The following is a 26,607-nucleotide window of genomic DNA, read 5'->3' on the forward strand; positions in this document are numbered from 1 at the left end:
AAACATGAAACAGTTATATAGATTTTCAGCAATCGCTTTATCGCTTCTGACGTTGTCTTTCGCTTCGTGCAATGATTACCTCGACCGGGATGATGATGACAACATTACGGAAGCGGATGTGTTTGCCCGTTATGAGAAAGTAAACGGACTGGTATCGGATGTGTATGCCAAGGCGAAGAAAGCCGACCGTCCGCTGGTGTTTTTCGAACACTTCAGTAACAGTGCCATTACGGACGAATGTGAAGGTACTAATGTAGAAGGGAATATTACGAATAACTTCAATAACGGTGCCTGGAACCCGAACTCCTTGCCGGGTAGCTGCGGTCAGTACTGGGAAAGTTTGTATGAAGGAATCCGTAAGGCGAACTTGATTATAGAAAATGTGGCGAAGTATAATACGCCCGATAATCCTCAACAGGACGGTGACTTGCGTAACCGTATCGGGGAAATGTATTTCATGCGCGGTTATTTCCATATGTTGCTGTTGCGTATGTACGGAGAAGCTCCGTATATTGACTATGTAGTTCATGCCGGAGATAATATGGATTTCAAGAAGGAGTCTGTTCATACGATGGTGGAAAAAATTGTTGCGGACGCACAGACTGCGTATGGTATGGTGCCCAATAAATACGTGAAGACCTCTGAAAACTTCGGGCGTGTGGATAAGGGTGCTTGCCTGGGACTGATTTCCTTTGTTCGCTGGATAGTGGCGACTCCGCTGTGGAATGGGGCTTCCCAATATGGATACAACTTGCGTCGTGTGTTCGAGAATGAATATACGTATGACATCAACCGGTGGAGAAAGGCGAAGGAAGCGGCTAAGGCTGTACTGGATTTTGAAGTTGGTGGTACAAAGCGTTATTCTCTTTATATGAAACATGACGCAAATGATTTCAAAGACCCGGCGGACGGCAACTTGAATGATAGCCGTGTGTATGCCCGCCTATGGGATATGTTCTATGATATGGATGCGTTTGCCAACGAGTATGTGTTCTTTATGACGAAGAGCAAGGACCAGGCCTGGCAGGGAGATATTTATCCGCCCAGCCGAGAGGGAAGTTCCCGTCAGCAGCCTGTACAGGAACAGGTGGACGAGTATGAATATATCGTAGGTGATTACGGTTATCCTGTATATTCGGCGGAAGCGCGCAAAGGCGGTTATGATGATGCGAATCCGTATGTGAAGGGAACTCGTGACCCACGTTTCTATCGGGATATTATCTATCACGGTGCTCCTTACCGCAACAATAAGAATGAATCGAAAACACTGAATACTGCCAGCGGTTCTGATAAGATAGGAGCAACTAATGCGACGACTACCGGATATTACTTGCGCAAATTCCAGCAGGAGTCCTGGAACAAATCCGGTAACTTCAGTATCAATGCGCCTGCTATCTGGCGCCTGCCTGAATTTATCTATATCTATGCGGAGGCTTGCAATGAGCTGGGAGAGGATTTGGATGAGGCTTATAAATTGGTAAATACCGTCCGCGAACGTTCGTTCATGAAACCGATGCCACCGGAAGTTAAGTCCAATCAGCAGTTGATGCGTGAATATATTCAGCGCGAACGTCGTGTGGAGCTCTTCTATGAAGGCAAACGTCCCTGGACTTGCCGTTTGTATCTGGAACCGACGAGCAAAGAAGAATTGGCTAAAGAGAGTCTTTGGAAATCCAGCGGCAGCGACAACTCAAAACGTACGCAGAAATACTGGGCGGCAAACAACGGAGCGTTGCCCCGTTGCCAAAGGATGATTAACGGAATGCGTCCGGTGCAGGATGAGAATGGTGCTATTACTGTAGACGGTGTAAAATATAGAATGGAACGTTTCTGTGTGGAAGAACGTACGTTCTCCATCCAGCATTATCTGTTCCCGATTCGGCAGAGCGAATTGCAGAAGACACCGTCTATTGAGCAGAATCCGGGATGGTAAACCGATAGGAATGTATAACTTTAAAAAGAAAATCAGATGAAACGAATCTATACATATATGTGTCTGTTGCTTTTATCGGTATTGTCGTTTGCCGTTGCCGGTTGTGACGATGATGACGATGACGATATTGCCAAGGACCTGATAGAATTGATAGTGAATAAACCGGTGATACGTATCGGGCAGAATGAAGAGACCAAAGTGAATATAGTGGTTGGAAACGGAAATTACTCAGTGAGGAGTTTCAATACTGCTATCGCAACGGCTACGGTTTCCGGTGAGGTGATTACGGTGAGAAGCGGCTCGCAGAATGGAGCCACTACGGTGGAAGTGATGGATGGTGAAGGAGTGATTGCCAATATTTCGGTCAATGTAGGGGTCTTTGAACTGGAAGTGAATGAATCTCAAGTTACGTTGGAAGTGGGGGACGAAAAACAGTTGATTGTCAGCATGGGAAACTTCTCCAGTAATGATGAATTGTCTTATACGGTGGGTGATGAAACGATTGTCGGCATGGTCAATACTGATGTGTTCCGTCCTTTCTATACATTGACGGGGTTGAAGAGCGGACATACCACGGTGACTTTCACTGACCATAAGGGAAAGCAGGCTACGGTTCAAGTAACAGTGAATCCTATCTCTATTGATGTATCCAACCTGACTCCGAGAGTCGGTGTGAACAACAAGGTGATGATTACTGTAGAAAAAGGAAACGGAGGTTATAGTCTTACGGCGGAAGATGATGAGATAGTCGGTGTTCAGCAGGTGGATGATACCCGTTTCAATCTGATTGGTAAGAAGGCAGGTGTCACCACAGTGGTTGTCAAAGACCAGGCAGACCAGGAATTATCTTTGACTGTAACAGTGGTACTGGCAGATAGAGTGGCGAACTTGGGTAGTAGCAATTATTTCCATGTACCGTTTACGTATAATGGGGTGGCGGACGAATCGCTGAAGAGTGTGAGCACAATCACGTTTGAGGCTCGTTTCAATATTGAATCGTTGAATGGAAGTGGTGATGCCCGGATTAATACGGTGATGGGAATCGAGAAAAACTTCTTATTGCGTGTGGATGTTCATAAGGACGATAGTGATACGGAATCACGTTATCTTCAGTTGGCAGCAGACGATAAAGGTAAAATCCGATATGAAGGCTCCACTAAGATAGAGACTAATAAGTGGTATGATGTTGCCGTGGTTCTGGATGATAGCAAGAGTGGCAGTGACCGGATTGCCTTGTATGTGAATGGTGTGAAGGAAACGCTCCAATATACAAGTGGCACACCGGATGATTTGAAGAATATTAACCTGACTTCCAACTTCTACATCGGTCAGTCTGACAGCAAACGCCGCTTGAATGGTGCTATCAGTTACGCCCGTATCTGGACGAAAGCATTGACGGAACAGCAGATTGCAGACCAAAGTGGCAAGATACTGAATGAGGAAGCGGAAGGAATGATTGCCAACTGGTTGTTCAATAATGGAAACGGAAATATTAAAACATTTGTTTCTTTAGCGGACAAGAGCTTTGAAGCTGAAGCGGCAAGTGTGGTTTCTACGTGGAAAGCCGACCCGATATTGACAGTGGAATAAGAAACGAATAGAAAGAACAAAAAAGCCATCCCCGGAATAGACGAAGTAGGGATGGCTTTTTATTGTTATATATTATTCATAATCACTGTCTCCTAATATAATATCATTCGTTTTAGGACCTTTGATAATACCATGAGTTGAGAGTTCATGTAACTTTATGTTGGGATATAATACATCGTTTACTTCAGAAACTACGATTGTATTATCTAATTCAAAAATAGCCTTTGAACGAATATCCTCGGATGAGGCTCCTATCCTGATTTCATACATACCTTTTTCGGCAATCCATTGACTTTTTCCTGTCCAGAAAGAGGCGAGGTCCATAAGATTGACCGTGAATTCTATCGTTTCGCTTTCACCGGGTTTCAATAATTGAGTTTTAGCATATCTTTTGAGTTCTTGAAATGGTTTCTCCACAGTGGTAACAGGAGCTTTGAGGTACAACTGTACGACTTCTTTTCCGCTTATTTTTCCTGTATTTGTAACTGTGACTGAAACAGTCAGTTTATCTTTAAACTTTTCATTGTATATTTTTAGTGGTGAATAAGTGAAATCCGTATATGAGAGTCCATAGCCGAATTCATAAGCCGTTTTTACGTTAAATGTCTGATAATATCTGTAGCCGACATAAATACCTTCTTCATAGAAAGCATTGACCGGATTCTCTGCTGGAACACCGGGAAATGAGTTGGCGGAAGGGACGTCAGAGTATTTGACAGGAAATGAAACAGCCAGTTTCCCGGAGGGATTTACTTTCCCGCTCAGTATATCGGCAAGTGCATGACCGCCTTCTTGTCCTGTCTGCCATGCCAGGAGTATGGCATCAGGCATGTGGCGCCAACTGGCTACATCAATGGGACCGCCGATGTTGAGTACGACAACTACCTTTTTGTTTAGGGCGTGAAAAGTGTTGCATACTCTTTTAAGGAGTGTTGTTTCGGAATTGGATAAATAATAGTAATCCTTTGCTTCCCTGTCCCAAAGTTCCCCGGCATTTCTTCCCAAAGTGATGATTGCAATATCGGCTTTTTGTGCGGCATCGTCGATATAGGATTGTGGCAAGGCAGGTTCGGGAGCAAAGTCGACGAGGTTTTTAGTTGGAATCTTTAGTGTCGGTGTAGTATTGCTGCGCACTGAATCTATGTAGTGCTGATAAAAAGAAGATAGATTTTTAAGAACTTTGGCGTGCATATTTTCCAGCCCTTCGGTGATAGATGTGGCATGCCGATAATTAACCCGCCCGCTTCCGGTTCCACCAGCTATAAAGTTGTAAGAGGACTTCCCGAAAAGTGCATAAGACTTTGTGTTTTTCAAAGGAAGAGTCCTGTTCTTATTTTGAAGAAGCACCATTGCTTCCTCGGCAGCTTGGCGGGACACATCGGCATGTTTGTCTAAATCCGGTTGATAATCCCGGTGAAGATTTTTGAATGTTGAAGTCTTAATGATATATTTGAGTATATTTTTAATATTCTTATCCAGTGTCTTTTCGTCTAATGTTCCGTTTTTGATTGCTTTGATAAACAGCTCCGCTTGATAATTTCCCGGCATAAGAAGTTCGTTTCCGGCTCGCATTTGTGCCACAAAATCTTCTCCGCTAACCCAGTCGGAGACAAACAGACCGTTATATTTCCATTCTTTCCTAACGATATCTTGTAGCAGGACTTTATTTTCCGCTGTATAGTATCCGTTGATTTTATTATAAGATGTCATTATCATCCAGGGATTGGATTCCTCTATTGCGATTTGAAAACCGCGCAAATAGATTTCCCGTAATGCCCGCTGGCTGATTACTGCGTTAATAGTCCGGCGGTTGGTTTCTATATTGTTTGCTGCAAAGTGCTTGATACAGGCGCCTACATTCCATTTTTGAATGCCATTTACCATTGATGCGGCCATCATGCCGGAAACATAGGGGTCTTCTGAATAATATTCGAAATTGCGGCCGGTTAACGGATTGCGTTGTATATTCATTGCGGGACCAAGTAACATATCACTTCCATATCGGAAGGTTTCTTCCCCGATGGCATCTCCTACCTGATATACCAGTTCTTTGTTCCAGGTCGAGGCAAGTGCGGTGGCTGTTGGAAAGGCGGTGCAGTAGGTACGGTGGTTGACACCCGTTTGAATGGTATCTATACGTAATCCGGCGGGACCGTCCGTCAACACAGTGTTAGGAATGCCTAGTCTCGGAATACCATAAGTGGCACAGGCTTGCCCCCGAAGAATGAGGGTCGGTTTGGTCTTATAATGCCGCCATACGCCTTCGTCGCCCACTCCCAAAACGAAATAGACTTTCTCTTTTAGAGTCATTGCTGCAATTATGTCATCGATATTACCGGCTTCTAATTTTATCTGGGCGGATAATACCAGTGTTGTGGATAATGCCAACAGAGTGATAATTTTTCTTTTCATATTCTTTTTATTATAGTATATCTTTTCCGGTTATGTTACATTGGCAAAGCTACGATATAGGAAAGTAGACGTTTTGTTTGTTTTGGTTTCATTTTAGCTCAATCTGATAGAATCGGGGTATTAACACTCTGAAAAAGGCATTTTGGCAATATGAGCAAAACAAATAACAAATAGAAAAACAGAAAAAGGATACAGGACGCTTATCTTCGTGATATAAAAGTGCAAAATGAATAAATATAGAAAGAGGTTGTAGTAAATAGATTAGGTAAATAGATTGTCAAGACACGGAAACTGCGGTTTAACAACTGTTATAGTATGCGGTTTTCGTGTTTGTAATTGCTATTAATACTATATTTGTTTTGGTTTAATACGATAAAAAACACGGTTTTTCCTTAAACTGTATATTTATGAGAACTAGGATATTTTTTCTTTTATTGTCTATACCATTATTCTGTATCGGGGGAATAAATAATGGTATAAGAGATTTTCATTTCAGAACGATTTCCCCGGAAGATGGGTTTTATTATGATGGAGTGAGTTCTATCGTACAAGATAAACTGGGCTATATCTGGGTAGTGATGGCTAATGAAGTGTATCGTTTCGACGGGTATAATTATAAACGTTATTATTCACAATTTGAGATTCCTCAGAATATCGGCAAGCTATATTTTGAATCGGTAAATACGGATTCCGACGGAAATATTTTTGTTGCTTCTAATAATGGACTGTTCCTCTTTGATTGGAATTCCGATACTTTTAAACTAATCTTTCCACAACACCTCTATAAGATAAAGGAAGACCGGAAAAAGAATCTGTGGATTTATGGCGCTAATCTTGTAGGTATCCTTAACCGGGAATATTGGACATATACTTCTGTTGTTCCTGACCGTCATCCTAAATTGCGTACGCAGGTTGTTTCTGTAGATGAAGACGTGGTTTATATCGGTACAGTCAATGGCGAAGTATATAGTTATGACCTGGAAACCAAAGCACTTGTCCGTTTCTTGAAACTTCCCGGTAATTACCGGATTGTGGATATTAAAACCGATGATGACAGAATGTGGATTCTGACCCAGACTTCCGGATTATATAAAGTGGATATCAAAACCGGAAAAACAGAAAATGAATATCGTTGGTTCTGCACACAGGATAATCAATATGTACCGGCTAAGACACTTTATTTGGACCGGGAAGGATATATATGGATAGGCACTCAGCGTGGTTTATATGTGATGAACATAATGACGGATGAGTATTCGCATTATACAAAATCCGAGAAGCGGGAGTTCAGCTTGCCTAATTCTTCCATTTGGACTATTTACGAAGATAACCAGCAGAATTTATGGATAGGCACTTATTCCGGTGGCTTATGTTATTTGAACTTTCATGAGAACTCCCGTTTTAAGAATTATTTCTCGGAAGAACAGCAACTAAATCACAATGTAGTGAGCGCTTTTGCCGAAGAACAGGATTTTATTTGGATTGGTACGGAAGGGGGAGGATTGAACAGGATGGATAAAAAAACAGGAAAGTTCATGTATTTAAAGCATGGGCATGGCGGAAATACCCTTTCTTATGACAACGTAAAATCACTTGTATTCGATTCGCAGGGTAATTTGTGGATTGGTATGTTTATGGCAGGAGTTGATAAACTGGATATGAGCAGAAACCGGTTTAGAAACTTTACCAATCCCCATCTTAGTAATGATGTCAGGAAACTTGTGTTGGAAGGAGATTCCGGGTTATGGATTGCCAATCAGGCAAATGCTGATATTTCTTTTTATTCTTTTGCTCAGAACCGTTTCTACAATTATGACATAGATGCCTTATATACCAGCCGTATATCTGATATATGCAAGAGTAAGGATAGTAACTTGTGGATTGCCAAAGAAGACCAGCTTTTAAAAATGGATATCCATACTAAAAAGACAAAGCAAATCGTTTCTCCACGATTGGGACACAGCCAACTTGAAACGATTTGTGTTGATGAACTGGGAGATGTGTGGATGGGTACTATCGGAGCGGGATTGATGAGGTACAATGAAGAGGAAAACCGGACAGAAGTATATGATGAAATTCTTAAATATAATATTTCTGCTATTTATAGTATTTGTATTGATGATTCCGGCAATCCATGGATGGGAACGGACAATGGACTGTTCAAATACGATAAGTCCGGTGGAGTCTTTTATCGTTTTGATAAGCGGGATGGAATACAAGGGGCTGTCTTTAATCCGAAAGCTTGTATGAAAGGGCAGAACGGAGAATTGTATTTCGGGGGTGGAAATGGTTTTACAATAGTTTATCCCGATAAAGTGAAGGTTAATGATTTCATTCCGTCGGCAAGGATTACGGATTTTTATATCAATAATCAACAGGTAACAACCTCTACGGAAAATACACCGTTATCCCGACCGGTTAATCTCACAAAAGAAGTTGTTCTTACTCACGAGAATACTACTTTCAGTTTCCGCTTCTCATCGGATAATTATCTTATACCTGAGAAGAATATGTTTAAATACAGGTTAAAAGGGTATGATAATGACTGGATTGAAGCGGATGCTTTCAGCCGTATTGCTTCCTATACTAAGGTGCCGCCGGGAGATTATTCATTCGAAGTGCTGGCGGCCAACAATGATGGCGTGTGGGGGACTTCGCCTGTCTCTATAAAAATAAAATGTTTGCCTGCTCCCTGGTTGAGCTGGTGGGCATATCTTATTTATGCGATAGGGATTGCCGGTATTCTTTTCTGGATTGTTTACTATTATTATAACCGTAAGAAACAACGTTTGGAACGGTATATGGATAATCTGGAAATGGAGCGTAGAGAAGATATGCATCAGGCCCAGTTGCGCTTTTTCACTAATATATCCCATGAGTTCCGTACCCCTTTGTTTTTGATGATGTCTTCACTTGACAAGTTGAAAGAAGAAGGAATAGGAGGAAGGCATTATAATTTGCTTAATGGTAATACCAGGCGCTTGCTAAATCTGGTTGATGAACTAATGGACTTCAGGACGGTTGAGAATGGGAAAATGAAGTTGCACTTGTCTTTTGTGTCTGTAAATGCTCTAATACGTGGATTGGTTGAAGATTTTAAGGACTACGCAGTTTCGAAAGAGATTAGTTTTGAGACAGTGTTTGACCCGCGACTTGAATCACCTTTCGCTGTCGATGTGAAATGCATGGAGAAAATCGTGCTGAATTTATTAAATAATGCATTTAAGTTTACTCCCAAGGGAGGGGTAATCTCCATTCAGACTTACTATGACGTTACAGTGTTTAAATCTGACTTTAAGTACCATTATCAAGAGGGGGAAAATTTGTCGGATAACTTGTTCGGTATTGTCGTCTCCGATTCGGGTATTGGCATTTCACCGGAATCTATCGGGAATGTTTTTACCCGTTTCTATAAGATAGATACATCTGATAGCCAAACACATATCGGTTCCGGTATCGGGCTTGCATTGGTGAAAAGCATTGTAATGCTGCACAAAGGAAGTATAAGTATTTATAGCGAGCGGAATAAAGGAGCAGATTTTATGGTGGCTTTGAATCGTTCAGCGGATGTATATGATAAAGTTGATTTTGCTTCTGAGGGATATGATGCTGAGAGGGCGGTTGTGATGAATACTCGTGGGATGCTTGCTGATACGACTGAATCGGAAAAACAGGCACAGGGAATTACAATAGATACGGTTGTTCCCCGGTTCCGCCAGTCAAAGAGAATTCTTTTGGTTGAGGATAATGAAAGTGTACGTTCGGTGATTCGGGAAGTACTTTCTGAATTCTATGATATTACCGAGGCCGCCAATGGCGTAGAAGCCTCGGAGTTTTTATCGAAGATGGAGATTGATTTGATTCTCAGTGATGTAATGATGCCATTGAAGGATGGGATAACTTTGTGCCGGGAAGTGAAAAGTAACGTGGACACTTCGCATATTCCATTTGTCATGCTGACGGCAAGGGGAGGAATGGAGAACAGGCTGGAAGGGACTGAGTCGGGAGCGGATGCCTATTTTGAGAAACCGATAAATATGCAGTTGCTGTTACAGTCCATACAGAACATATTTGTGAGACAGCAGCATTTGAAGGAACACTACGCCAGGTTCTTTTTTGCCGATAGCCCGGAGCTGGTTTCCAACAAACAGGATAATGAATTTATGAAGCAATTGACTGCTGTCATTGACTCTTGTATGGAACAGTCGGATATGGATGTGAATTACATTGCTTCACAGTTATCCATGAGCCGGAGTAAACTGTACAGTAAGATTAAGACAATGACGGATAAATCTATTGTGGAGTTTATTCGTTCTTACCGCTTGCATAAGGCCGCCCGTCTGTTGATTGATGGAAATCTGTCAGTCAGCGATGTGATGGCACAGGTCGGCATTGAAAGTAATTCATATTTCACCCGTGCTTTTAAGGCGGAATTCGGGATGACTCCAACAACCTTTATTCAAAATAATAGAAAGAAATAACACTGTAATTGGATAGGGTAACCAATGCCGGCATTCTTTTTTACGAAACTCTTTGCTCTCTTTCTCAAATAGCGATAAAAAGGCAATTCAGACTAAATTTTAGCGGAAATGGGCAAATGATTTATACTTGCCGGGCATACATTTGCGTCAGAATCAGACTTTATAATGTAAGCTGAGGAAAGTATAATTAAATTCAATATATCTATTTTATCATGAGAAACTACGTTATTCTGTTCTCTACATGTTTGCTGTTGCTCTTTTTTACAGGATGTAACATGATTACACAGAAAAAGGAGAAGGCAACGGGAGAAATCTACAATGAGACCTTTATAAAAGACATCATGCTTAAAGTGGCACGATGGCAAGTCGCTCATCCCGATTCTTTGAATGACTGGCAGGAGCAATGGGCCAGGTCTGTTTTTTATTCAGGAGTGATGTATGCATACAATGCTACGCAGGACACTACTTATCTGAATCAGGCTTTGCGTTGGGGAGAAGGTTGGGGGTGGAAAAGAGGACCGAAATTTCGCCATGCTGACGATTTGGCTTGTGGGCAGGCTTATCTTGACGCATATGCTGTAGTGCGCAGGGAAGAAATGCTGAATGGGATAAAAATGTCGATTGACAGTCTTATTGCCGACCCTAAACCGGGACGGGTAGACTGGTGGTGGTGCGATGCCCTGTTTATGGAGCCACCGGTACTGGTTAGATTAGGGAAACTCACGGGGGATGAAAAGTATTACTCTTATCTGCATGATATGTACTGGGATACGACAGACTTCCTGTATAGTAAGCCCGATAGTCTTTTTTATCGGGACAAGAACTATTTCAATGCAATGACAGCCAATGGCAAAAAATCCTTCTGGTCACGCGGAAATGCATGGGTACTCGGTGGTTTGGCGCAAATACTCGCTATGATGAATAAGAAGCATCCTGATTATCCTAAGTATGAAGAGTTGTATTTGCAGATGATACATAAGATAGCACCTCTTCAGCAAGGGGATGGCTTGTGGCGCCCCAGCCTTCTGGACCCGGACGATATTCCTGTAAAGGAAACAAGTGGCAGTACGTTCTTTACGTATGCTCTTGCGTGGGGAGTGAACAATGGTTTGCTTGATAAGGAGATTTTCTTGCCCCAGGTGAAAAAGGGGTGGCAAGGATTGGTGGAATCTGTCAATCATGAAGGCAAGCTCGGTTATGTCCAGTTGATAGGTGCTAAACCGGAGAAGGTAGAGATTGGGCATAATCAGGAATATGGAAGTGGAGCATTTCTTATGGCTGCTTCTGAAATGCTGAAGCTGGAAAAAGAAGAAAAAGTAAAATGAAATAAAACGAAAAACGCTATTGTTAAACCTATAAATTATATGTAAACATGAAAAAACTGTTGATTGGTAAGCTAAGCATATTGCTACTCATTTTGGGAGTTGTGATAGCTTGTGATAAGCAAGATGTAGGCGATGCGCCGAAGTCTAATATGAGAAGTATTATTGGTTTTACAGTAAAGCCCGGATATAATGCTGGTAATATATTTGTGAATCATCAAGGGGTTATTGACCAGAGTAATAAGACAATCACCATTGAACTGCCGGATAATATTGACATGACAAAGATACGACCTGAAATAGTACTGTCTCCTTATACGACAGTGACTCCGGGGAATATTGAACCGGTAGACTTCTCACAACCGGATTTGGAATATACAGCTATTGCACAAAGCGGGAAAGTGGCGGTATATTCACTCATTGTAAAGAATACGTATAAGTATAAAGGAAATACATTGTATGCCATCTCTTTTCCAGATGTTCCTTTTGCTGACGGTACGGTTCCCCGTGGTTCTTTCGCCAATAATAATGCTACTGTCACAGTGCCTGCCGGTACGGATATCAGTAAGTTACGTCCGTTGATGGAGTTGGCGGTTGACTCAAAGAACGCGACTTTCTCAAAAGACCCGGATACGGATTGGGATTTTGCAACTCCGGCTGATAATAAAGTGAAATTCCAGGTAATATCTCAAACTGGTAGTGCCAAATGGCATGCTGTTACGGTTGTTGTCAGTGAATCTATGTAATACCCTATAAATCTATAAACATGAAAAGAGTTAACACAATCTTATTCTTGCTTTTTCTCTTGCTCGGAGAAACTGTTATAGCTCAAAATATAACTATAACCGGTGTGGTTTCGGATAAACTGGGACCTGTTCCCGGGGCCAGTATTGTGGTGAAAGGCACTAAGACCGGACTGACCACTGACCTTGAGGGGCGCTTTTCTATAACAGCCGCTCCCAATGCGCAGATTGTAATTTCCTGTATGGGATACAAACCGGTAACGATTGACGTGAAAGGTTCCCGGCATAAGGAAGTGATCCTGCATGAAATGACGCAGAATCTTGATGAAGTGGTGGTAGTAGGATACGGTTCCATGAAAAAAAGGGATATAACCGGTGCAATTGTTTCTGTCAGCGCCAAGGATATAGAATCTTCACAGCCTATAGACCTGAGTACGGCTTTACAAGGTAAAATCTCCGGACTTGATATTATGACTTCTTCAGAACCGGGAAGTAGTTCTACTTTCCGTATCCGTGGTACATCTACCTTGAGTGAAGGCGGTTCTAATCCCTTATTTGTAGTTGATGGAATGGAAGTGGACAATATTGATGACCTGAATCCTCGTGACATTGCTTCTGTTGAAGTACTGAAAGACGCAGCTTCTACAGCAATTTATGGTTCAAGGTCGGCTAATGGAGTCGTTATCATTACAACGAAACAAGGTGAATCGTCCAAGCCGAGAATCAGTGTCAATTATGCGCTGACTCAGTCGAGCATATCTAAAACATTGCCGCAAATGAACCGTATGCAGGGGCTTGAGTATGAAGCCTTACGCAGCTATATGTCCGGCGGAAAAGCTACGTCTATTTCTCGTGATTCATTGAATCCGATGAAAATAGAAGACCATAATTATCAGGATTTGATTTTCCGGACGGCTTATACTCATCAGTTGGATGCCAGTATAGCCGGAGCCGAAAAGAAAGTGAAGTATTATCTGAGCTTGGGTTACTTGGGCGCCGAAGGTATTCAAATCAATACCTATAACAAGAGATTGTCTTCACGTATAAACGTGACTTATGATGCTACTCCCCGTCTTTCTATCGGAAGCCGTATTTATTTGGCACTGACTAATCAGAGGAAGGCCACGTCAGAATCCCGTAACCGTATATTCCAGCGTCCGGCTAATTATCCGATTTATGCACCGGACGGTTCGTTTCTGGAGAATATAGGCAATATCAGCAATCCGGTTGCCGAAAGTGTGATGGGGAAAAATGATTACCGTAAATATACGGCTAATATCTATGAATATATCCAGTACTCTTTTACTAAGAATTTAGTGTTGAAATCCAGTATTGCGGCTAATTTCAATCTAGAGAAATATGCCCGTTTCCGTCCGGAGATACTTACTACTGACAAACGCCGGTCGGCTATTAATAAAGAAACCCTGTATTCCGGCTGGACACACGAAGATGTGCTGACTTACAGTAAGAAGTTCAAATCGGGACATAGCATGACTCTGATGGGGGGCTTCAGCTTACGTGAGTCGAACGTTGATGTAACGGGACTGTCTGTAACGGATAATATAACGGATGCGCTTGAAATAAGCAATACTTTTGAGGGAGTCAATATGAATGATACGAAGGCAACCTGGAGCCGTAACCGTATGTCTTCTTTCTTCGGACGGGCATCGTACAGCTATAAGAGCCGTTACTTGTTTAATTCAAATCTACGTTATGACGGTTCTTCCCGTTTCGGACGCGATAATCGTTGGGCTTTCTTCCCGTCGGTATCTTTAGGATGGCGCTTTTCGGACGAGAAGTTTTTGAAATGGGCGCAACCTGTATTACATGATGGCAAGCTGCGTGTCAGCTATGGAGTTACCGGAAATCAGGCAGCAGGCGACTTTGCCTCACTGGGACTTTATACTACTAACTATTATGCGGATTCTCCCGGTATTTATCCCAACCAGCTATCCAATGTAAATTTGGGTTGGGAAGAAACGAAACAAACCAATATCGGTCTTGATATCATGTTTCTGGATGGACGTATCTCCTTGAACGTTGATTATTACAACAAAAAGACAAATGATGTCTTGTATAAAGTGCCGTTGCCGCAGACTTGCGGTTTCAGTTCCTCTTTCAAGAATGTGGGGGATGTGGAGAATAAGGGATGGGAAATAGCAGTTTCTTCCGATAATATTCAAACGAAGAATTTCTCATGGTCTACAAATCTCAGCCTTTCATTCAATAAAAATATGATTGTTTCCATTCCTGAAGGCGGACGGCAGATAGTAAACAATGTATTTTTGATAGACCAGGGTTATGCGGTAGGAACTATTTATGGCTGGAAAGCAAAAGGTATTTTCCCTTATACGGAATCGAATGCATTTACGCCGGAATGGAAGCAACTGACTCCTGTTTTTGATGAAAAAGACCATTTCGTCCGTTATGAGCTGGACGGAAAAGAATATACGGGAGACATAAAGAAGATGACAGCTAATAATGCCGTACTTGAAGGTGGTGATGTGATGTGGGATGACGTAAACAAAGATGGTGTGATTGACGCGGAAGACCGTCAGATTTTGGGATGTGGTCAGCCTAAAGTGACGGGAGGCTTTAATAATGAGTTTACTTACAAAGGTCTAACTCTGTCGTTCTTCTTCACATTTGCTTTTGGAGGTGATGTTTATAATGCATACGAACAGATTCGTTCGGAACATCGCTGGTCTTCTCTTAACCGGGGTAATCCGATTAATATAGCAAATTCGTGGAAAGCACCGGGTGATATTGCCAAGTTCCCCCGTCCGATAGGAACCTTGGCACAGGATAATACACGTGCAGAAAGCAGCTTATGGGTGGAAGACGGTTCTTACATTCGTTTAAAGAATATCCGTCTGGCTTATACTTTACCTAAGAAGTGGGCGAAAAAAATAAAGATGGAAAGTGTCAGCGTGTCGGCGATGATGCAGAATTTCTTCACCTGGACAAATTATTCCGGATTTGACCCGGAAGTTCCGGGCACCGGTTTCGCTATTGGCAATGACTCACGTTCATATCCTCGCAGCAAAGAATTATTATTCGGCTTAAATGTTAACTTCTAACTATATGAAAATGATGAAAAAGATATTTGCGGTAATGTGTATTGCTCTACTTTGCACATCCTGTCTCAATAATTTCCTGGATGTAGAGCCTGTCAGTGATATTTCTACATCTATATTTTGGAAAACGGGAGAAGATGCCCGTGCCGGGTTAAACTCGATTTATGCAGACTTTCTATTAAATTTTAATCGGAACTCCGGTGGTAACTATATGTCTTGGTATGAGGGACGCTCGGATAATTTTGTAGGAGCCTCAACTTCCAGTGACGGTATGCCCATGAAACTGGTGAACACCAATAACTTGAATTCAGTGCATCCGTCTACCAATTGGAATACCTGGTATAAATCTGTATCGACGGCTAACTATGCTATACATTTCATACCACAAATCAAGAATCTGCCGGAACAGGAAAAGAATAATTATATGGCTGAGGCTTATTTCCTGCGTGCATTCTGCTATTTCAACATGGTGCGTATATGGAGTGATGTTCCTTTGATTACCAAGCCCACTCTATCATTGGAAGAAGTTGATAAACCGACGCAATCATCCCAAGAAGTAATCCTGGAACAGATAAAGGATGATTTGGAAGCAGCGGCCGGTTTGATAAACTATGTAGGTCTGAGTACGGAACTTTACACATTCAGTCCGGCAGCTTTGTATTGTCTGTATGCTCATTATGCGATGTGGACTCATGATTATGTGACAGCAGAAAAATATACAGGTTTAGTATTGGCGGAAAAATATTCTTTAGTTTCCGGAGCCGAGTTTGCTACCGTATGTTCTAAGGCCACTACATCAGAAAATATATGGACACTAAAATGGCTGTTCGAGAATAACGGAAAGAATAATGCCATTTATAAGATGAATGGAATGAATGCCCCGCAAATGATACCTTCTAAGGGAATACGGGAGGCATGGCAATCGGGAGATTATGCCGACGACCTTCGAGGAAGCCAGACTTTAAACAAGGCATTGGTATATACGGATTCACATATCACTGATTTTCCCAAAGGAGCCGCTATCTGGAAATGGGAACCGGGAGTGGGAGTGGCGGAAACCAATGAAAAATATATTCCGGTTTATCGTTTGGGAGAAATCATGCTATTGCGTGCGGAAGCACTGAACCAACTAAAAAGACCGGATGACGCTTTGAAACTCCTGAGTGATGTGCGCAAGCGTGCCGGACTGACGGAAAAGAAGCTTGCTGATTATGAGGGATTGTCCGGGAATGATTTGATATATGCTATTGAAAGCGATATTCTTCAGGAAAGGCAGATGGAATTGATTGGCGAAGGACATCGCTGGTTCGATTTGATTCGTACGGGACGTGCCAAACAGGTGATGAATGATTATTTTGAGAACTATCTGAAATTATATGATGCAACCATCACCTATAAGAAGTTTGAACATGACTGGCAGTTGTACAGCCCGGTACTCTATGATAATATTCTTGATAATGGTAATTTGAAGCAGTTTGGAGAATATTGATTGTTTGCAAACTCTTTATAAATAAAATATGATTATGAAAAATAGATTATTAAATTCGCTTTTGGTATTGATTGTGACATGCAGCTTTTCTTCTTGTAGCTTGTTCGGATATGATTTGCAGGAAGATTACGACTATGAATATACTCCGGGAAATGCTTATTTGGACCAAACAGCCTATGAGTTTATACAAAGCCGCAAGGAGATTGACATGGGGATTTTATGTCAGGCTGTCGACCGGGTGGGATTCAAAGACGAGTATGAAGCAGCAGACCGTACTTATATCGTGATGAATGATGTTGCTTTTGTTGCCTACTTTCAAACTAAGAAATATGCGGGACTGGAGAATATGTCTGATAAGGATATAAAAGATTTGCTGAATTCACTGATGCTGGAAGAGCCGGTATCCAGTTTGGACCTGACGATAAATCCGGTAGCAATGAAACCGATAAATAGGGATAAGAAAATGTATATGTGGATTAATACGGTAACAGGCTATAATATGAGGATTCATTACGCTGCCGTGGCTACTGCCGGAACCCCGGTTGTGACGAGTAATATCCGTCCGACAAATGGAGTCATACATGTAGTCGACAAGTATCCTTTGAACTAATAGAAAACTCATGGAAAGAAGAAAATTTATCCAAAGAATGGCTTTGTTGGGAGGAGGAATCGCTTTAAGCGGTTTCTCTTCAGTGCAAGGTTATTCAATAGAAAAGACAGGAAAAAATGGTTATCAGTTCGCACCGAAAAATATCAAATATGATAAATCGTGGGATGTGATAATTGTCGGTGGAGGACCGTCCGGATGTGCAGCGGCGATAGCTGCTGCACGCGAAGGCGCCCGGACTCTTCTGATAGAGGCGATGGGAGCATTGGGAGGAATGGGGACATTAGGACTGATACCGGCTTGGTGCCCGTTTACAGACAAGGAGAAAATTATCTATCGCGGCATTGCCGAACGGGTATTGATGGAATCGAAGAAGGGTGTTCCTCATATTTCTAAGAAACAACTGGATTGGGTACCGATTCATGCAGAGTATCTGAAGAAGGTATATGATGATATGGTTTTGGCTTCCGGCGCAAAAGTCTTGTTTTATACTCGTGTGGCAGATGTTATTAAAAATGCTGATGATGAAATTGATACGATTATTGTTGCCAATAAAAATGGACTGACAGCCTATAAGGCTAAAGTCTATGTAGACTGTACCGGTGATGGTGACATCTCAGCCTGGGCAGGGGCATCTTTTCAAAAGGGAGATGAAAAGGGAAAGATGCAGTCGGCTACGCTTTGCTTTATGCTGGATAATGTAAATAAAGAGGCTTATCAGAATACGTTCAAGCCTACTTACGAGGAAATGAAGAAGTCATTGGCAGCAATGATTGCAACTAAAAAATACCCATTACTGGATACTCATTTCAATAATGTGTTTGTAACTCAGAATTCGGTACAGTTTAACGCGGGACATATTCATAATATGGATGGAACGGATGCAGAGAAACTTTCAGCCGGAGCTATTAAAGGAAGAAAAATAGCCGAAGAAGCTTTGAGGGCATTACGTGAAACCTATCCGGATACTTTTGGAGAGAGCAGCCTGACTAATACTGCCTCTCTAGTCGGCATTCGTGAAGGACGGAGAATTCTGGGTGATTATACATTGACAATTGATGACTGGAAAGATAAACGTACTTTTGAGGATGAAATAGGACGCAATTGTTATTATATTGACGTTCATAGTAAAAAGGTATCTATCCCCCGTTATAAAAAAGGAGAGTCGCACGGTATTCCTTATCGTGTTCTTACTCCGAAAGGGATGAAGAACTTATTAACAGCGGGACGGTGTATCTCTGCCGACCACTTAATCTACGGAAGTGTACGTATAATGCCTGCTTCGTTAGTGACAGGTGAAGCGGCGGGAATGGCAGCAGCTCACGCTGTATTAATGACCCGTCCCGATGTGCATAATGTAGATGTTCAAAAACTCAGAAAAAGACTTAAAGATGAAGGGCAATATTTTTTATAGGCTTCCTTATTTAATGAAGAGCATTGGGATATTTCTGCTTTTGCAGACTTTTACTCTGCCGCTTTTCGCTCAGACATTGTGGGTGGAAGCAGAACAATTTGAACATAAAGGCGGATGGGTGGTTGATGCACAATTTATGGACCAGATGGGTTCACCTTACCTGATGGCACATGGGAACGGGCGTCCGGTTGAAGATGCCACTACCTCTTTGCAGATAGATAAGGCGGATGATTATCATATATGGATAAGAACTTATAACTGGAACGCTCCATGGAATGACAAGCAGTTTCCCGGAATATTCAAGCTCTTTATTGATAACAGGCAGGTTGGTGATACTCTTGGAACAACCTTGCAATGGGGATGGCAATATGCCGGAAAGAGACATTTGCAAAAAGGAAGGGTTCAGATAAAGCTTCACGACCTTACAGGTTTTGCCGGACGTTGTGATGCGATAGTGCTGTCAACGGATGCGGCGCTCAACCTTCCCGCGTCAGGGGAAAAGTTATCTGTCCTGCGGCGACAATTTTCGGGAGTACAAAAAATAGTTTCTAAAGAAAAATATGACCTTGTTGTAGTCGGTGGTGGTGTTGGCGGATTATGTACTTCCATTGCAGCAGCCAGACTAGGGCTGAAAACGTTGATGATACAAAACCGTCCCGTAGTTGGCGGCAATAATAGCCCGGAAGTGTCTATCGGTACGTTGGGTGGGATTCGTAAAGAACCTTATCCGGAAATAGGGAATGTACTGGCTGAATTAGGTAATATCTACAAGAATTATGCTCTTACGGAGAAAATAATATCCGCGGAAAAGAATCTTACGGTAGTTTATAATCAACATGTTTTTGCAGTGACTAAACAGGGAGAGCAAATCCATACAGTAATAGCCAAGGATATAATGAGCGGTAAGGAATATGAATATACAGGAAGTTTCTTCTCTGACTGTACCGGAGATGGAAATCTGGGGTATTTAGCCGGCGCGGATTATAGGATGGGACGTGAATTGCGTAGTGAATTCAATGAAGACATGGCGCCTGAGGTAAATGACAGCCTGACATTGGGAGCTACGGTAAAATGGCAGGCACAGCAAACCGATACGTTATCATCTTTTCCCACACTGTCTTGGGCAGTGAAGTTTACGGAGAGAACCTGTCAGAAAGTTATGGGCTTTGTCTGGTATTGGGAAACAGGATTCTACAAGAATCAGATTACGGATGCCGAACAGATAAGGGATTATTGGTTCCGGGTTATTTATGGCAACTGGTCATACTTGAAGAATAACGCTTCCTTTAAAAGTGAATATGATAAATCTGTATTGAACGATGTATCGTATATTTTGGGAAAGAGGGAATCAAGGCGCCTGATGGGAGATTATATGCTCACTCAACGGGATATTTTAGAACAGAATACCGGATATACGGATGGTGCGGTAGTGGCTACATATAGTATTGACCAACATTTTCCTCATCCGGAGAACTCAGTTTATTTTCCCCGGGAAGAGTTCCTTTCCGTACAAAAACATAATGATAATCCTATCGGGAAAGTAGAGAATATGGTGGCTGGCAAGAATGTAAACAAGCCCTATTTAATTCCTTTCCGATGTCTTTACTCCCGGAACATTTCCAATATGTTTATGGCGGGGCGGAATATTAGTGTCACTCGTATTGCCTTGGCTTCTACGCGTGTACAGGGTACAATCGGGATGATGGGAGAAGTTGTAGCCATCGGCGCGCTTCTGTGTAAAAAGAAAAAATGCCAGCCTAAGGACATCTATGAGAAATATTTACCTGAACTGAAGAAAGCTTTGATAAAAGGTATTCCTTCAAAGAACCAGAGAGACTTTAACCCAGTAGACCATTTGTAAACTATCAACTAATATGAAACATAATACTTATCTTCTATTTTTCTTTTTGTTCCTGCTTGGAATGTCCGATAACTTATGGGCACAAGCCGAAAGTGACCCCAAAGTAAGGTTGCAGGCAATTGATATGCAACGGGTAAAAGAGATTGCAGATATGTTGCCGGATGTTCCGTTCGGATTGGGCGACACTTACAAGAACCGTACAGTCTGGGATAAACTATATGCTACGGGCAAATATAAAAAAACAATGAATGAAGCGGAAAAGATGCTTCGTGAGGGATTTCCTGTTTGGGACCAGAAATTATATGACCGGGTATTTACCGATGGAGATACACAATCGGGAAAGGATATGATAAATAACCGTTTAAAATGCTTATCCATTTTGGTGTGGGCAGAGTGTCTGGAGAATAAGGAACGCTTCACTAAAATGGTAAAGGATGCTATTTATGATATTATGAAGCAAAAAACCTGGGTGAATCCGAAACATTATTATAAACACAATTATAAAGGATTCGTTGAACTGGCTACTGCACTCAATGCAGTCCATCTTTCTCAGGCTGTTTATTTGCTTGATGACAAACTGCCCGCCAAGTTGCGTACCGATTTGCTGTCAGAACTCTATACTCGTGCTTTTAATCCTTTGATGGGAACTATCACCGGTAAAAATAAAGACCACTGGTGGTTAACCGGTACTAATAACTGGAATGCAGCTTGTCTGGACGGAGTAACTTGTGCGGCATTGACATTAATACCGGATAAACAGGAACGGGCTAAATACGCCGCTATCGCCGAACGATATATTCAGAACTTTATTGCCGGTTTCTTGGACGATGGTTATTGTACGGAAGGATTAGGGTATTACAACTTTGGAATGATGCATTATATTACGCTTCGTGAAAAATTATGGTTGGATACGGGTGGGAAGCTGGACTTGTTTCAGCAGTCTCCGGAAAAAATCTATAAAATAGCTTGCTTTCCTTCTAATTTGGAAATTATCAATGGGATATATCCGGCTATTGCGGATTGTAAAACAGGAAGTTCTCCTTCCCGGAATATAATGCGTTATTTGAATAGAACAGTGGGACTACAGTTACCTTCTGATAAATATTACAATGAGGGACTGACATTCAATATGAGCGATTGCATTATTAATGTATTTCCACGTGCAACGAAATTGGGTAAACAAACAGCAATGAATAAGGAAAAAGAAACTTTACGTTCTTATTTTCCTGATGGTGGTTTGTTGATAGTACGCACTGACCCGGATTCGACTTGCAAGATGGGAGTTGCTTTAAAGGGTGGAAATAACAATGAACATCACAATCACAATGATATAGGTTCATATACAATGGTAGTCGGGAAAGAAACGATGATTGAAGACCCAGGTCTGGTTCCTTACGATAGCCGCACGTTCAGCCCGGAACGCTATACGGCATTTAAAACCTTGGCTTCTTATGGACATCCTGTACCTTATATAGCCGGTACGGAACAGATTGATGGTAGAAAGGCGGAAGCAAAGATAATAAAGACTGACTTCTCAGAGGGGACGGACATCTTTGCATTTGATTTCACTTCAGCCTATCCGGTACCTTCTTTAAAGAAGCTGACTCGTACATTTATTTTCCACCGTGCCGGTGAACAACCTGCTTTGGAGGTAGTGGATAATTATTCTTTCTCGAAACCCGAGGCTTTTGAGACAGCCCTTATTACTCGTGCCAAATGGCAGAAGAGTGGAGAAAATATACTCTTATTGATGCGTGGAAAAGAAAGAGTACAGGTTGACATTGATGCAGATGGATGTACTTTTGATATAAAAGAAGAAGTGATAAGCGAAAAAGGGCAGCCTTATACTCGTTTAGGAATTGTGTTGAGAGATAAAAGGGCTGAGGGTAAGATAAAAGTTTCTTATAGAGTTTTGGAAAAGGAACGTCCTGCGGCAATGCTTTGGAATTATGAGAATATGCTTCGTATAAAGAAAGGTTTGAAAGCGGGAGACAAAACTTATGAGTTGCCCTACAAACAACTGATAAAGGAAGCTACGGCTTTGTTGAAGTGCAAAGCTCCTTCGGTAATGGATAAGCCGGACGAGTGTGTGGCGATTAGCGGCAACAAACACGATTTTATTACGGTAGGAAAATACAGTTGGCCGAATCCGGATACTCCTGACGGAAAACCCTGGTTTCAAAAGGATGGCGTTCGTAATCCTAATTATAAAAAGTATGATGCTACGTATCAGGTACAGATGTGCAAGAATGTGGTTAGGTTGAGTACCGCTTATTTCTTCAGTGACGATGAGCGGTTTGCAAAGAAGGCAGTCGAACACTTAAAGGTCTGGTTTATCAATGCGAATTCAAAGATGACTCCTCATTTGCTGTATGCACAAGTTATTCCTGGTAATGACGGTGACATGGGACATGCAGCCGGAATAATCGAAGGGCGTATTTTTGTTGACGTACTGAGTTCGATAGGCTTGCTGGAATCTTCATCCTGTTATACGGAACGGGTGGATAGTGATTTGAAAGTATGGTTCCGTAAATTTAATACCTGGCTTACGACAAGTAAAGTCGGTAAAGAGGAAAGCCGAACCAGGAATAACCATGCCGTTGCATATGATGAACTGCTTATTTCTATATCCTTGTTTTTAGGTGACAATGATGCTGCTTTCAAATTGATTGACGGACTTCACTCCAAGCGGTTGTATAAACAAATAGAACCTAACGGCAAAATGCCTTTGGAATTGGCACGCTCTTTAGGACATTCGTATTCAGAATATAATCTTATCCATATGCTTGAGATTTGTGAAATGGCAAAACCATTGCTTCCTGCTCTTTATCATCGTACGTCGGATGACGGAAGATGCATTGGTAAGGCGCTCGATTTTATAGCTACTTATCAAGGTAAAACAGAGAAAGAGTTTGCTCCTTACAGGCAGATTAGCGGCTGGGATAATTCGCAGCAACAAGTTTGCTGGTTGCTATACAGGGCAAGACATTTTGACCCTTCCAGGAATTACGAAGAACTTTTCCGTAAATATTGGATTGAGAAGCCCGGACACATAAATTTATTACTTTATTAGACTTGATGTAAACGCAAAAAAGCCATCCCCGGAATAGACGAAGTGGGGATGGCTTTTTTTGTAGTGTGCTTACTATTATTCGGCAGACTATGTCCTGCTTGTTGTTGGCAAGGTTATTCCTTGACAGGCTCAGCCGGTTTGTCTTTGGATGCAGTGTCTTTCACTACTGTATCATTGACAAAAGCGGTTGGTGCACTCAGTTCCGTTTTCACAGGTTCGTCTTTGGTTACAGTATCTTTCACTACTGTATCGTTAACGATAAGTGCGGCATTAACTCTTGCCTGGGCTGTCACAGCTTCTGCAGAGTTCTGAGCCTTTACAAGGAATGAACCACCACAAACAAACATAAACATTGCTACTACTAATACTAATTTCTTCATAATCGTTTGCTTTAATGATAATTAGACATATGTTTTCAATTCTCTTTTGTGTTAAGGAATCGGTTATTGCTTTTACATTAACGTCTAATAAAGGTCAAAGTGCGTGCCAAAGAAAATAAGATGCTTGTAAAACGCTGATAAATAATTGGATAATAAAGAATTTGGATAATGCACAGGTGTGGAAAGCAATGGGGAATATGTGGAAAGTGTGGCGGGGAGTGTGGAATAAATCCACACTCCCCGCCACACTTTATGTTTAGGACGCTCTTTTACTAAACGGGCTAATTGGTTTCATCCGGCCACGGGCAGGGTTTTCCCGTAGCTTTGACAGTTGGGCGTTGTGCGTCTACTTTCCTCAAGTAGCTGCCTAGTTCTTTGGATAGTTTTTTCACAATGTCCGGGTGTTGTGCGCTGAGGTCATTGCTTTCACCTATATCATTCGGGATATTGAATAATTCTTTTTTTCCGCTGCCATAATAATAAATCAATTTCCAGTCTCCGTTGCGGACTGCACAGTTGAAGTTGATACCCGGTCCGTCATTTCCCCAGTTGTTGGGCATGTTCCAGAAAAGGCTGCGTCCTTTGGATGGATTACCTGTCTGTTTCAGTAAAGGCAGAAAACTGATTCCGTCTATCGGCTGGACTGTTCTATATTTCTTAATTCCTGCCATTTCAAGAATAGTGGGATAGAAGTCTTCAATCAGTAAGTAGTTATTGCATTTACTGCTCGGAGCCACCACTCCCGGCCAACTGACAATCATTGGTTCGCGGATACCACCTTCATAAGTCGAACCTTTCCCACTGTTTAACGGATAGTTTTGTGTATGCAACTTTCCGTCACGCCATCCGGATTCCGAAGCCAGTCCACCGTTATCACTCATAAAGATGATAACAGTATTGTCGGCTTCTCCATTCTTCTCCAACCAGTCCATTAAATCGCCTAAACTCTTATCCATTCCTTCGATAAGGGTGGCATAAGCGGCTTCGTGGTCGGTCATACCTTTTTTCTTGTATTTATCGTAGAAACGCATGTCTTTGTTTAGAGGGATATGGATAGCATATTGAGCCATATACAAATAGAAAGGCTGATTGTATTTCTTGGCTTTGTCCAGTGCTTTGATAGCTTCCAAAGTTAAAGCTTCGGTGACAAACGTTTCCGTACCCCAGTACTTCTCGAGTCCGGGGACAGCCATGAGTGAGATCGGTTTTCCGTCTTTGGTATGTCCGTAGTTCTCTTCTCCGAGATAGCTGGCAAGTCCGCCGGCAGCATGTCCGGCTATGTTTACCTCGAATCCCCAATGGTGCGGGTCTTCTCCCGGAGTATCAATAGAACCGAAATGGGCTTTTCCGCAATGGATGGTATGATAACCGCTGTCCTTTAAGATTTGTACGAAAGAAGTCCCTACAAAGGTATTGTTGGTACCTGGCACTTGGCTGACACCGTTATAATTCCAGTCGGGAACAGCCAGCAGACTGTCCTTGCGGTCTGTCATCGTGTTTTTTTGCAGTGTCCAGTTGGTAACGCGGTGGCGTGCTGCATTCGTTCCGGTGATGAGGCTGCATCGGGTAGGGGAACTAATGCTGCTGGCATACGCCTGGGTGAACATCATTCCTTGGCGAGCCAACCGTTCCATGTTCGGAGTCTCGTACAGTTCGTTGTAATGCGTCTTTTGTGTCCAAAAAGGAAGTGACGTGTCCTGCCATCCCATATCATCCACCATAAAGAGGATGATATTCGGGCGTTTGTCCGTACGTTTGGTTTGTACGTTGCCTTGTGCTTGCAGGCTGGTTGCCGCAAGCGGCACGAGTGCGAGGGGAAATAATGTCTTTTTATTCATGGAGGAAAGTTTAGTGTTATTTCTTTATTTTAATAATGCTGGGCTTTTGGGGCTTTTTTTACTCTATGGAATATGGACTGAAATTGATAATATCCGGCAGCTTTAGCGGCTTCTACCCATTGGTCGGTGTCTAATTCTGTCGGGTTGAAAATATTATAATCTTCAATGGGGTTGATACGGTTGTTACCTTGTCCGTAACGAATACTGTCGAATACGTGTAAATCGTAATGAAACACAGCACCCATCTCTGCTTCGTGCCATTTCAATTGATGATGTTTGGGGACAGGGATGCCCTGTTCTTGTGCGATTCCGTAGATGGAGAAAAAGAAAATTATTGCTGTCCGATAAAACTCAGAAAACGCGATACAGTATGGCTCGAACGCTGAT

General features: G+C 42.1%; 14 protein-coding genes and 1 pseudogene. 11 read left to right on the plus strand and 4 right to left on the minus strand.

Annotated elements, in window-relative coordinates; all coding sequences use genetic code 11:
- The first annotated feature begins 4 nt into the window (after positions 1-4).
- Together RDN93_RS13000 and RDN93_RS13005 are read left to right on the plus strand one after the other, a co-directional pair.
- Positions 5-1,933, plus strand: a complete 1,929-nt coding sequence (locus RDN93_RS13000) for a RagB/SusD family nutrient uptake outer membrane protein (protein WP_308745928.1) — start codon at positions 5-7, stop codon at positions 1,931-1,933.
- 36 nt (positions 1,934-1,969) lie between these two features.
- Positions 1,970-3,523 (plus strand): LamG domain-containing protein, encoded by a 1,554-nt coding sequence (locus RDN93_RS13005; RefSeq protein ID WP_308745929.1) that lies wholly within the window; start codon positions 1,970-1,972, stop codon positions 3,521-3,523.
- 72 nt (positions 3,524-3,595) lie between these two features.
- On the opposite strand, the gene RDN93_RS13010 is transcribed toward RDN93_RS13005, so the two are convergent.
- Positions 3,596-5,935: a glycoside hydrolase family 3 C-terminal domain-containing protein gene (locus tag RDN93_RS13010; RefSeq protein WP_308745930.1), complete on the minus strand. Its 2,340-nt coding sequence runs from the start codon at positions 5,933-5,935 to the stop codon at positions 3,596-3,598.
- A 407-nt stretch (positions 5,936-6,342) separates the two neighbouring features.
- Between RDN93_RS13010 and RDN93_RS13015 the strand changes: the two genes are divergently transcribed.
- The 9 genes from RDN93_RS13015 to RDN93_RS13055 all read left to right on the plus strand — a co-directional run bounded on the left by RDN93_RS13015 (position 6,343) and on the right by RDN93_RS13055 (position 24,002).
- Positions 6,343-10,416 (plus strand): two-component regulator propeller domain-containing protein, encoded by a 4,074-nt coding sequence (locus tag RDN93_RS13015; RefSeq protein WP_308745931.1) that lies wholly within the window; start codon positions 6,343-6,345, stop codon positions 10,414-10,416.
- A 275-nt stretch (positions 10,417-10,691) separates the two neighbouring features.
- Complete coding sequence (locus tag RDN93_RS13020; RefSeq protein ID WP_308745932.1) at positions 10,692-11,741, plus strand: glycoside hydrolase family 88 protein; 1,050 nt, start codon at positions 10,692-10,694, stop codon at positions 11,739-11,741.
- A 47-nt stretch (positions 11,742-11,788) separates the two neighbouring features.
- On the plus strand, positions 11,789-12,484 hold the full coding sequence (locus tag RDN93_RS13025) for a hypothetical protein (RefSeq protein WP_074637257.1): 696 nt from the start codon (positions 11,789-11,791) through the stop codon (positions 12,482-12,484).
- Positions 12,485-12,504: 20 nt separating this feature from the next.
- Positions 12,505-15,561, plus strand: a complete 3,057-nt coding sequence (locus RDN93_RS13030; RefSeq protein WP_308745933.1) for a TonB-dependent receptor — start codon at positions 12,505-12,507, stop codon at positions 15,559-15,561.
- A gap of 4 nt (positions 15,562-15,565) precedes the next feature.
- The gene (locus RDN93_RS13035) at positions 15,566-17,047 is read left to right on the plus strand and encodes a RagB/SusD family nutrient uptake outer membrane protein (RefSeq protein ID WP_256337141.1); all 1,482 of its coding nucleotides are present in this window, start codon (positions 15,566-15,568) and stop codon (positions 17,045-17,047) included.
- 34 nt (positions 17,048-17,081) lie between these two features.
- Positions 17,082-17,657 carry a fasciclin domain-containing protein gene (locus tag RDN93_RS13040; protein ID WP_308745934.1) on the plus strand — a complete coding sequence of 192 codons (576 nt, stop codon included), beginning with the start codon at positions 17,082-17,084 and terminating at the stop codon, positions 17,655-17,657.
- Between the two features lie 10 nt (positions 17,658-17,667).
- Entirely contained in the window at positions 17,668-19,068 is a 1,401-nt protein-coding gene (locus tag RDN93_RS13045; protein ID WP_308745935.1) for an FAD-dependent oxidoreductase, read from the plus strand.
- The gene (locus tag RDN93_RS13050) at positions 19,046-20,929 is read left to right on the plus strand and encodes an FAD-dependent oxidoreductase (RefSeq protein ID WP_308745936.1); all 1,884 of its coding nucleotides are present in this window, start codon (positions 19,046-19,048) and stop codon (positions 20,927-20,929) included. The genes RDN93_RS13045 and RDN93_RS13050 overlap by 23 nt, the downstream gene beginning before the upstream one ends.
- Before the next feature lie 13 nt (positions 20,930-20,942).
- On the plus strand, positions 20,943-24,002 hold the full coding sequence (locus RDN93_RS13055) for an alginate lyase family protein (RefSeq protein ID WP_074637251.1): 3,060 nt from the start codon (positions 20,943-20,945) through the stop codon (positions 24,000-24,002).
- Positions 24,003-24,115: 113 nt separating this feature from the next.
- On the opposite strand, the gene RDN93_RS13060 is transcribed toward RDN93_RS13055, so the two are convergent.
- The 3 genes and pseudogenes from RDN93_RS13060 to RDN93_RS13070 form a co-directional block, all read right to left on the minus strand.
- A complete protein-coding gene (locus tag RDN93_RS13060; protein WP_024987614.1) occupies positions 24,116-24,382 on the minus strand; it encodes a hypothetical protein in 267 nt (88 codons plus the stop codon).
- Between the two features lie 281 nt (positions 24,383-24,663).
- Positions 24,664-26,220 carry a sulfatase gene (locus RDN93_RS13065; RefSeq protein WP_308745937.1) on the minus strand — a complete coding sequence of 519 codons (1,557 nt, stop codon included), beginning with the start codon at positions 26,218-26,220 and terminating at the stop codon, positions 24,664-24,666.
- A 92-nt stretch (positions 26,221-26,312) separates the two neighbouring features.
- A pseudogene (locus RDN93_RS13070) lies at positions 26,313-26,555 on the minus strand (glycoside hydrolase family 29); the annotation flags it as partial.
- Positions 26,556-26,607: the final 52 nt, after the last annotated feature.

Origin of the sequence: uncultured Bacteroides sp. (assembly GCF_902491285.1) — a bacterium.
In the GTDB taxonomy this organism is placed as follows: Bacteria; Bacteroidota; Bacteroidia; order Bacteroidales; family Bacteroidaceae; genus Bacteroides.

Bases quoted from the DNA above. Each gene is read 5' to 3' on its own strand.
- RDN93_RS13000 (WP_308745928.1), top strand. From the start codon at position 5: ATGAAACAGTTATATAGATTTTCAGCAATCGCTTTATCGCTTCTGACG.
- RDN93_RS13005 (WP_308745929.1), top strand. From the start codon at position 1,970: ATGAAACGAATCTATACATATATGTGTCTGTTGCTTTTATCGGTATTG.
- RDN93_RS13010 (WP_308745930.1), bottom strand. From the start codon at position 5,935: ATGAAAAGAAAAATTATCACTCTGTTGGCATTATCCACAACACTGGTA.
- RDN93_RS13015 (WP_308745931.1), top strand. From the start codon at position 6,343: ATGAGAACTAGGATATTTTTTCTTTTATTGTCTATACCATTATTCTGT.
- RDN93_RS13020 (WP_308745932.1), top strand. From the start codon at position 10,692: ATGATTACACAGAAAAAGGAGAAGGCAACGGGAGAAATCTACAATGAG.
- RDN93_RS13025 (WP_074637257.1), top strand. From the start codon at position 11,789: ATGAAAAAACTGTTGATTGGTAAGCTAAGCATATTGCTACTCATTTTG.
- RDN93_RS13030 (WP_308745933.1), top strand. From the start codon at position 12,505: ATGAAAAGAGTTAACACAATCTTATTCTTGCTTTTTCTCTTGCTCGGA.
- RDN93_RS13035 (WP_256337141.1), top strand. From the start codon at position 15,566: ATGAAAATGATGAAAAAGATATTTGCGGTAATGTGTATTGCTCTACTT.
- RDN93_RS13040 (WP_308745934.1), top strand. From the start codon at position 17,082: ATGAAAAATAGATTATTAAATTCGCTTTTGGTATTGATTGTGACATGC.
- RDN93_RS13045 (WP_308745935.1), top strand. From the start codon at position 17,668: ATGGAAAGAAGAAAATTTATCCAAAGAATGGCTTTGTTGGGAGGAGGA.
- RDN93_RS13050 (WP_308745936.1), top strand. From the start codon at position 19,046: ATGAAGGGCAATATTTTTTATAGGCTTCCTTATTTAATGAAGAGCATT.
- RDN93_RS13055 (WP_074637251.1), top strand. From the start codon at position 20,943: ATGAAACATAATACTTATCTTCTATTTTTCTTTTTGTTCCTGCTTGGA.
- RDN93_RS13060 (WP_024987614.1), bottom strand. From the start codon at position 24,382: ATGAAGAAATTAGTATTAGTAGTAGCAATGTTTATGTTTGTTTGTGGT.
- RDN93_RS13065 (WP_308745937.1), bottom strand. From the start codon at position 26,220: ATGAATAAAAAGACATTATTTCCCCTCGCACTCGTGCCGCTTGCGGCA.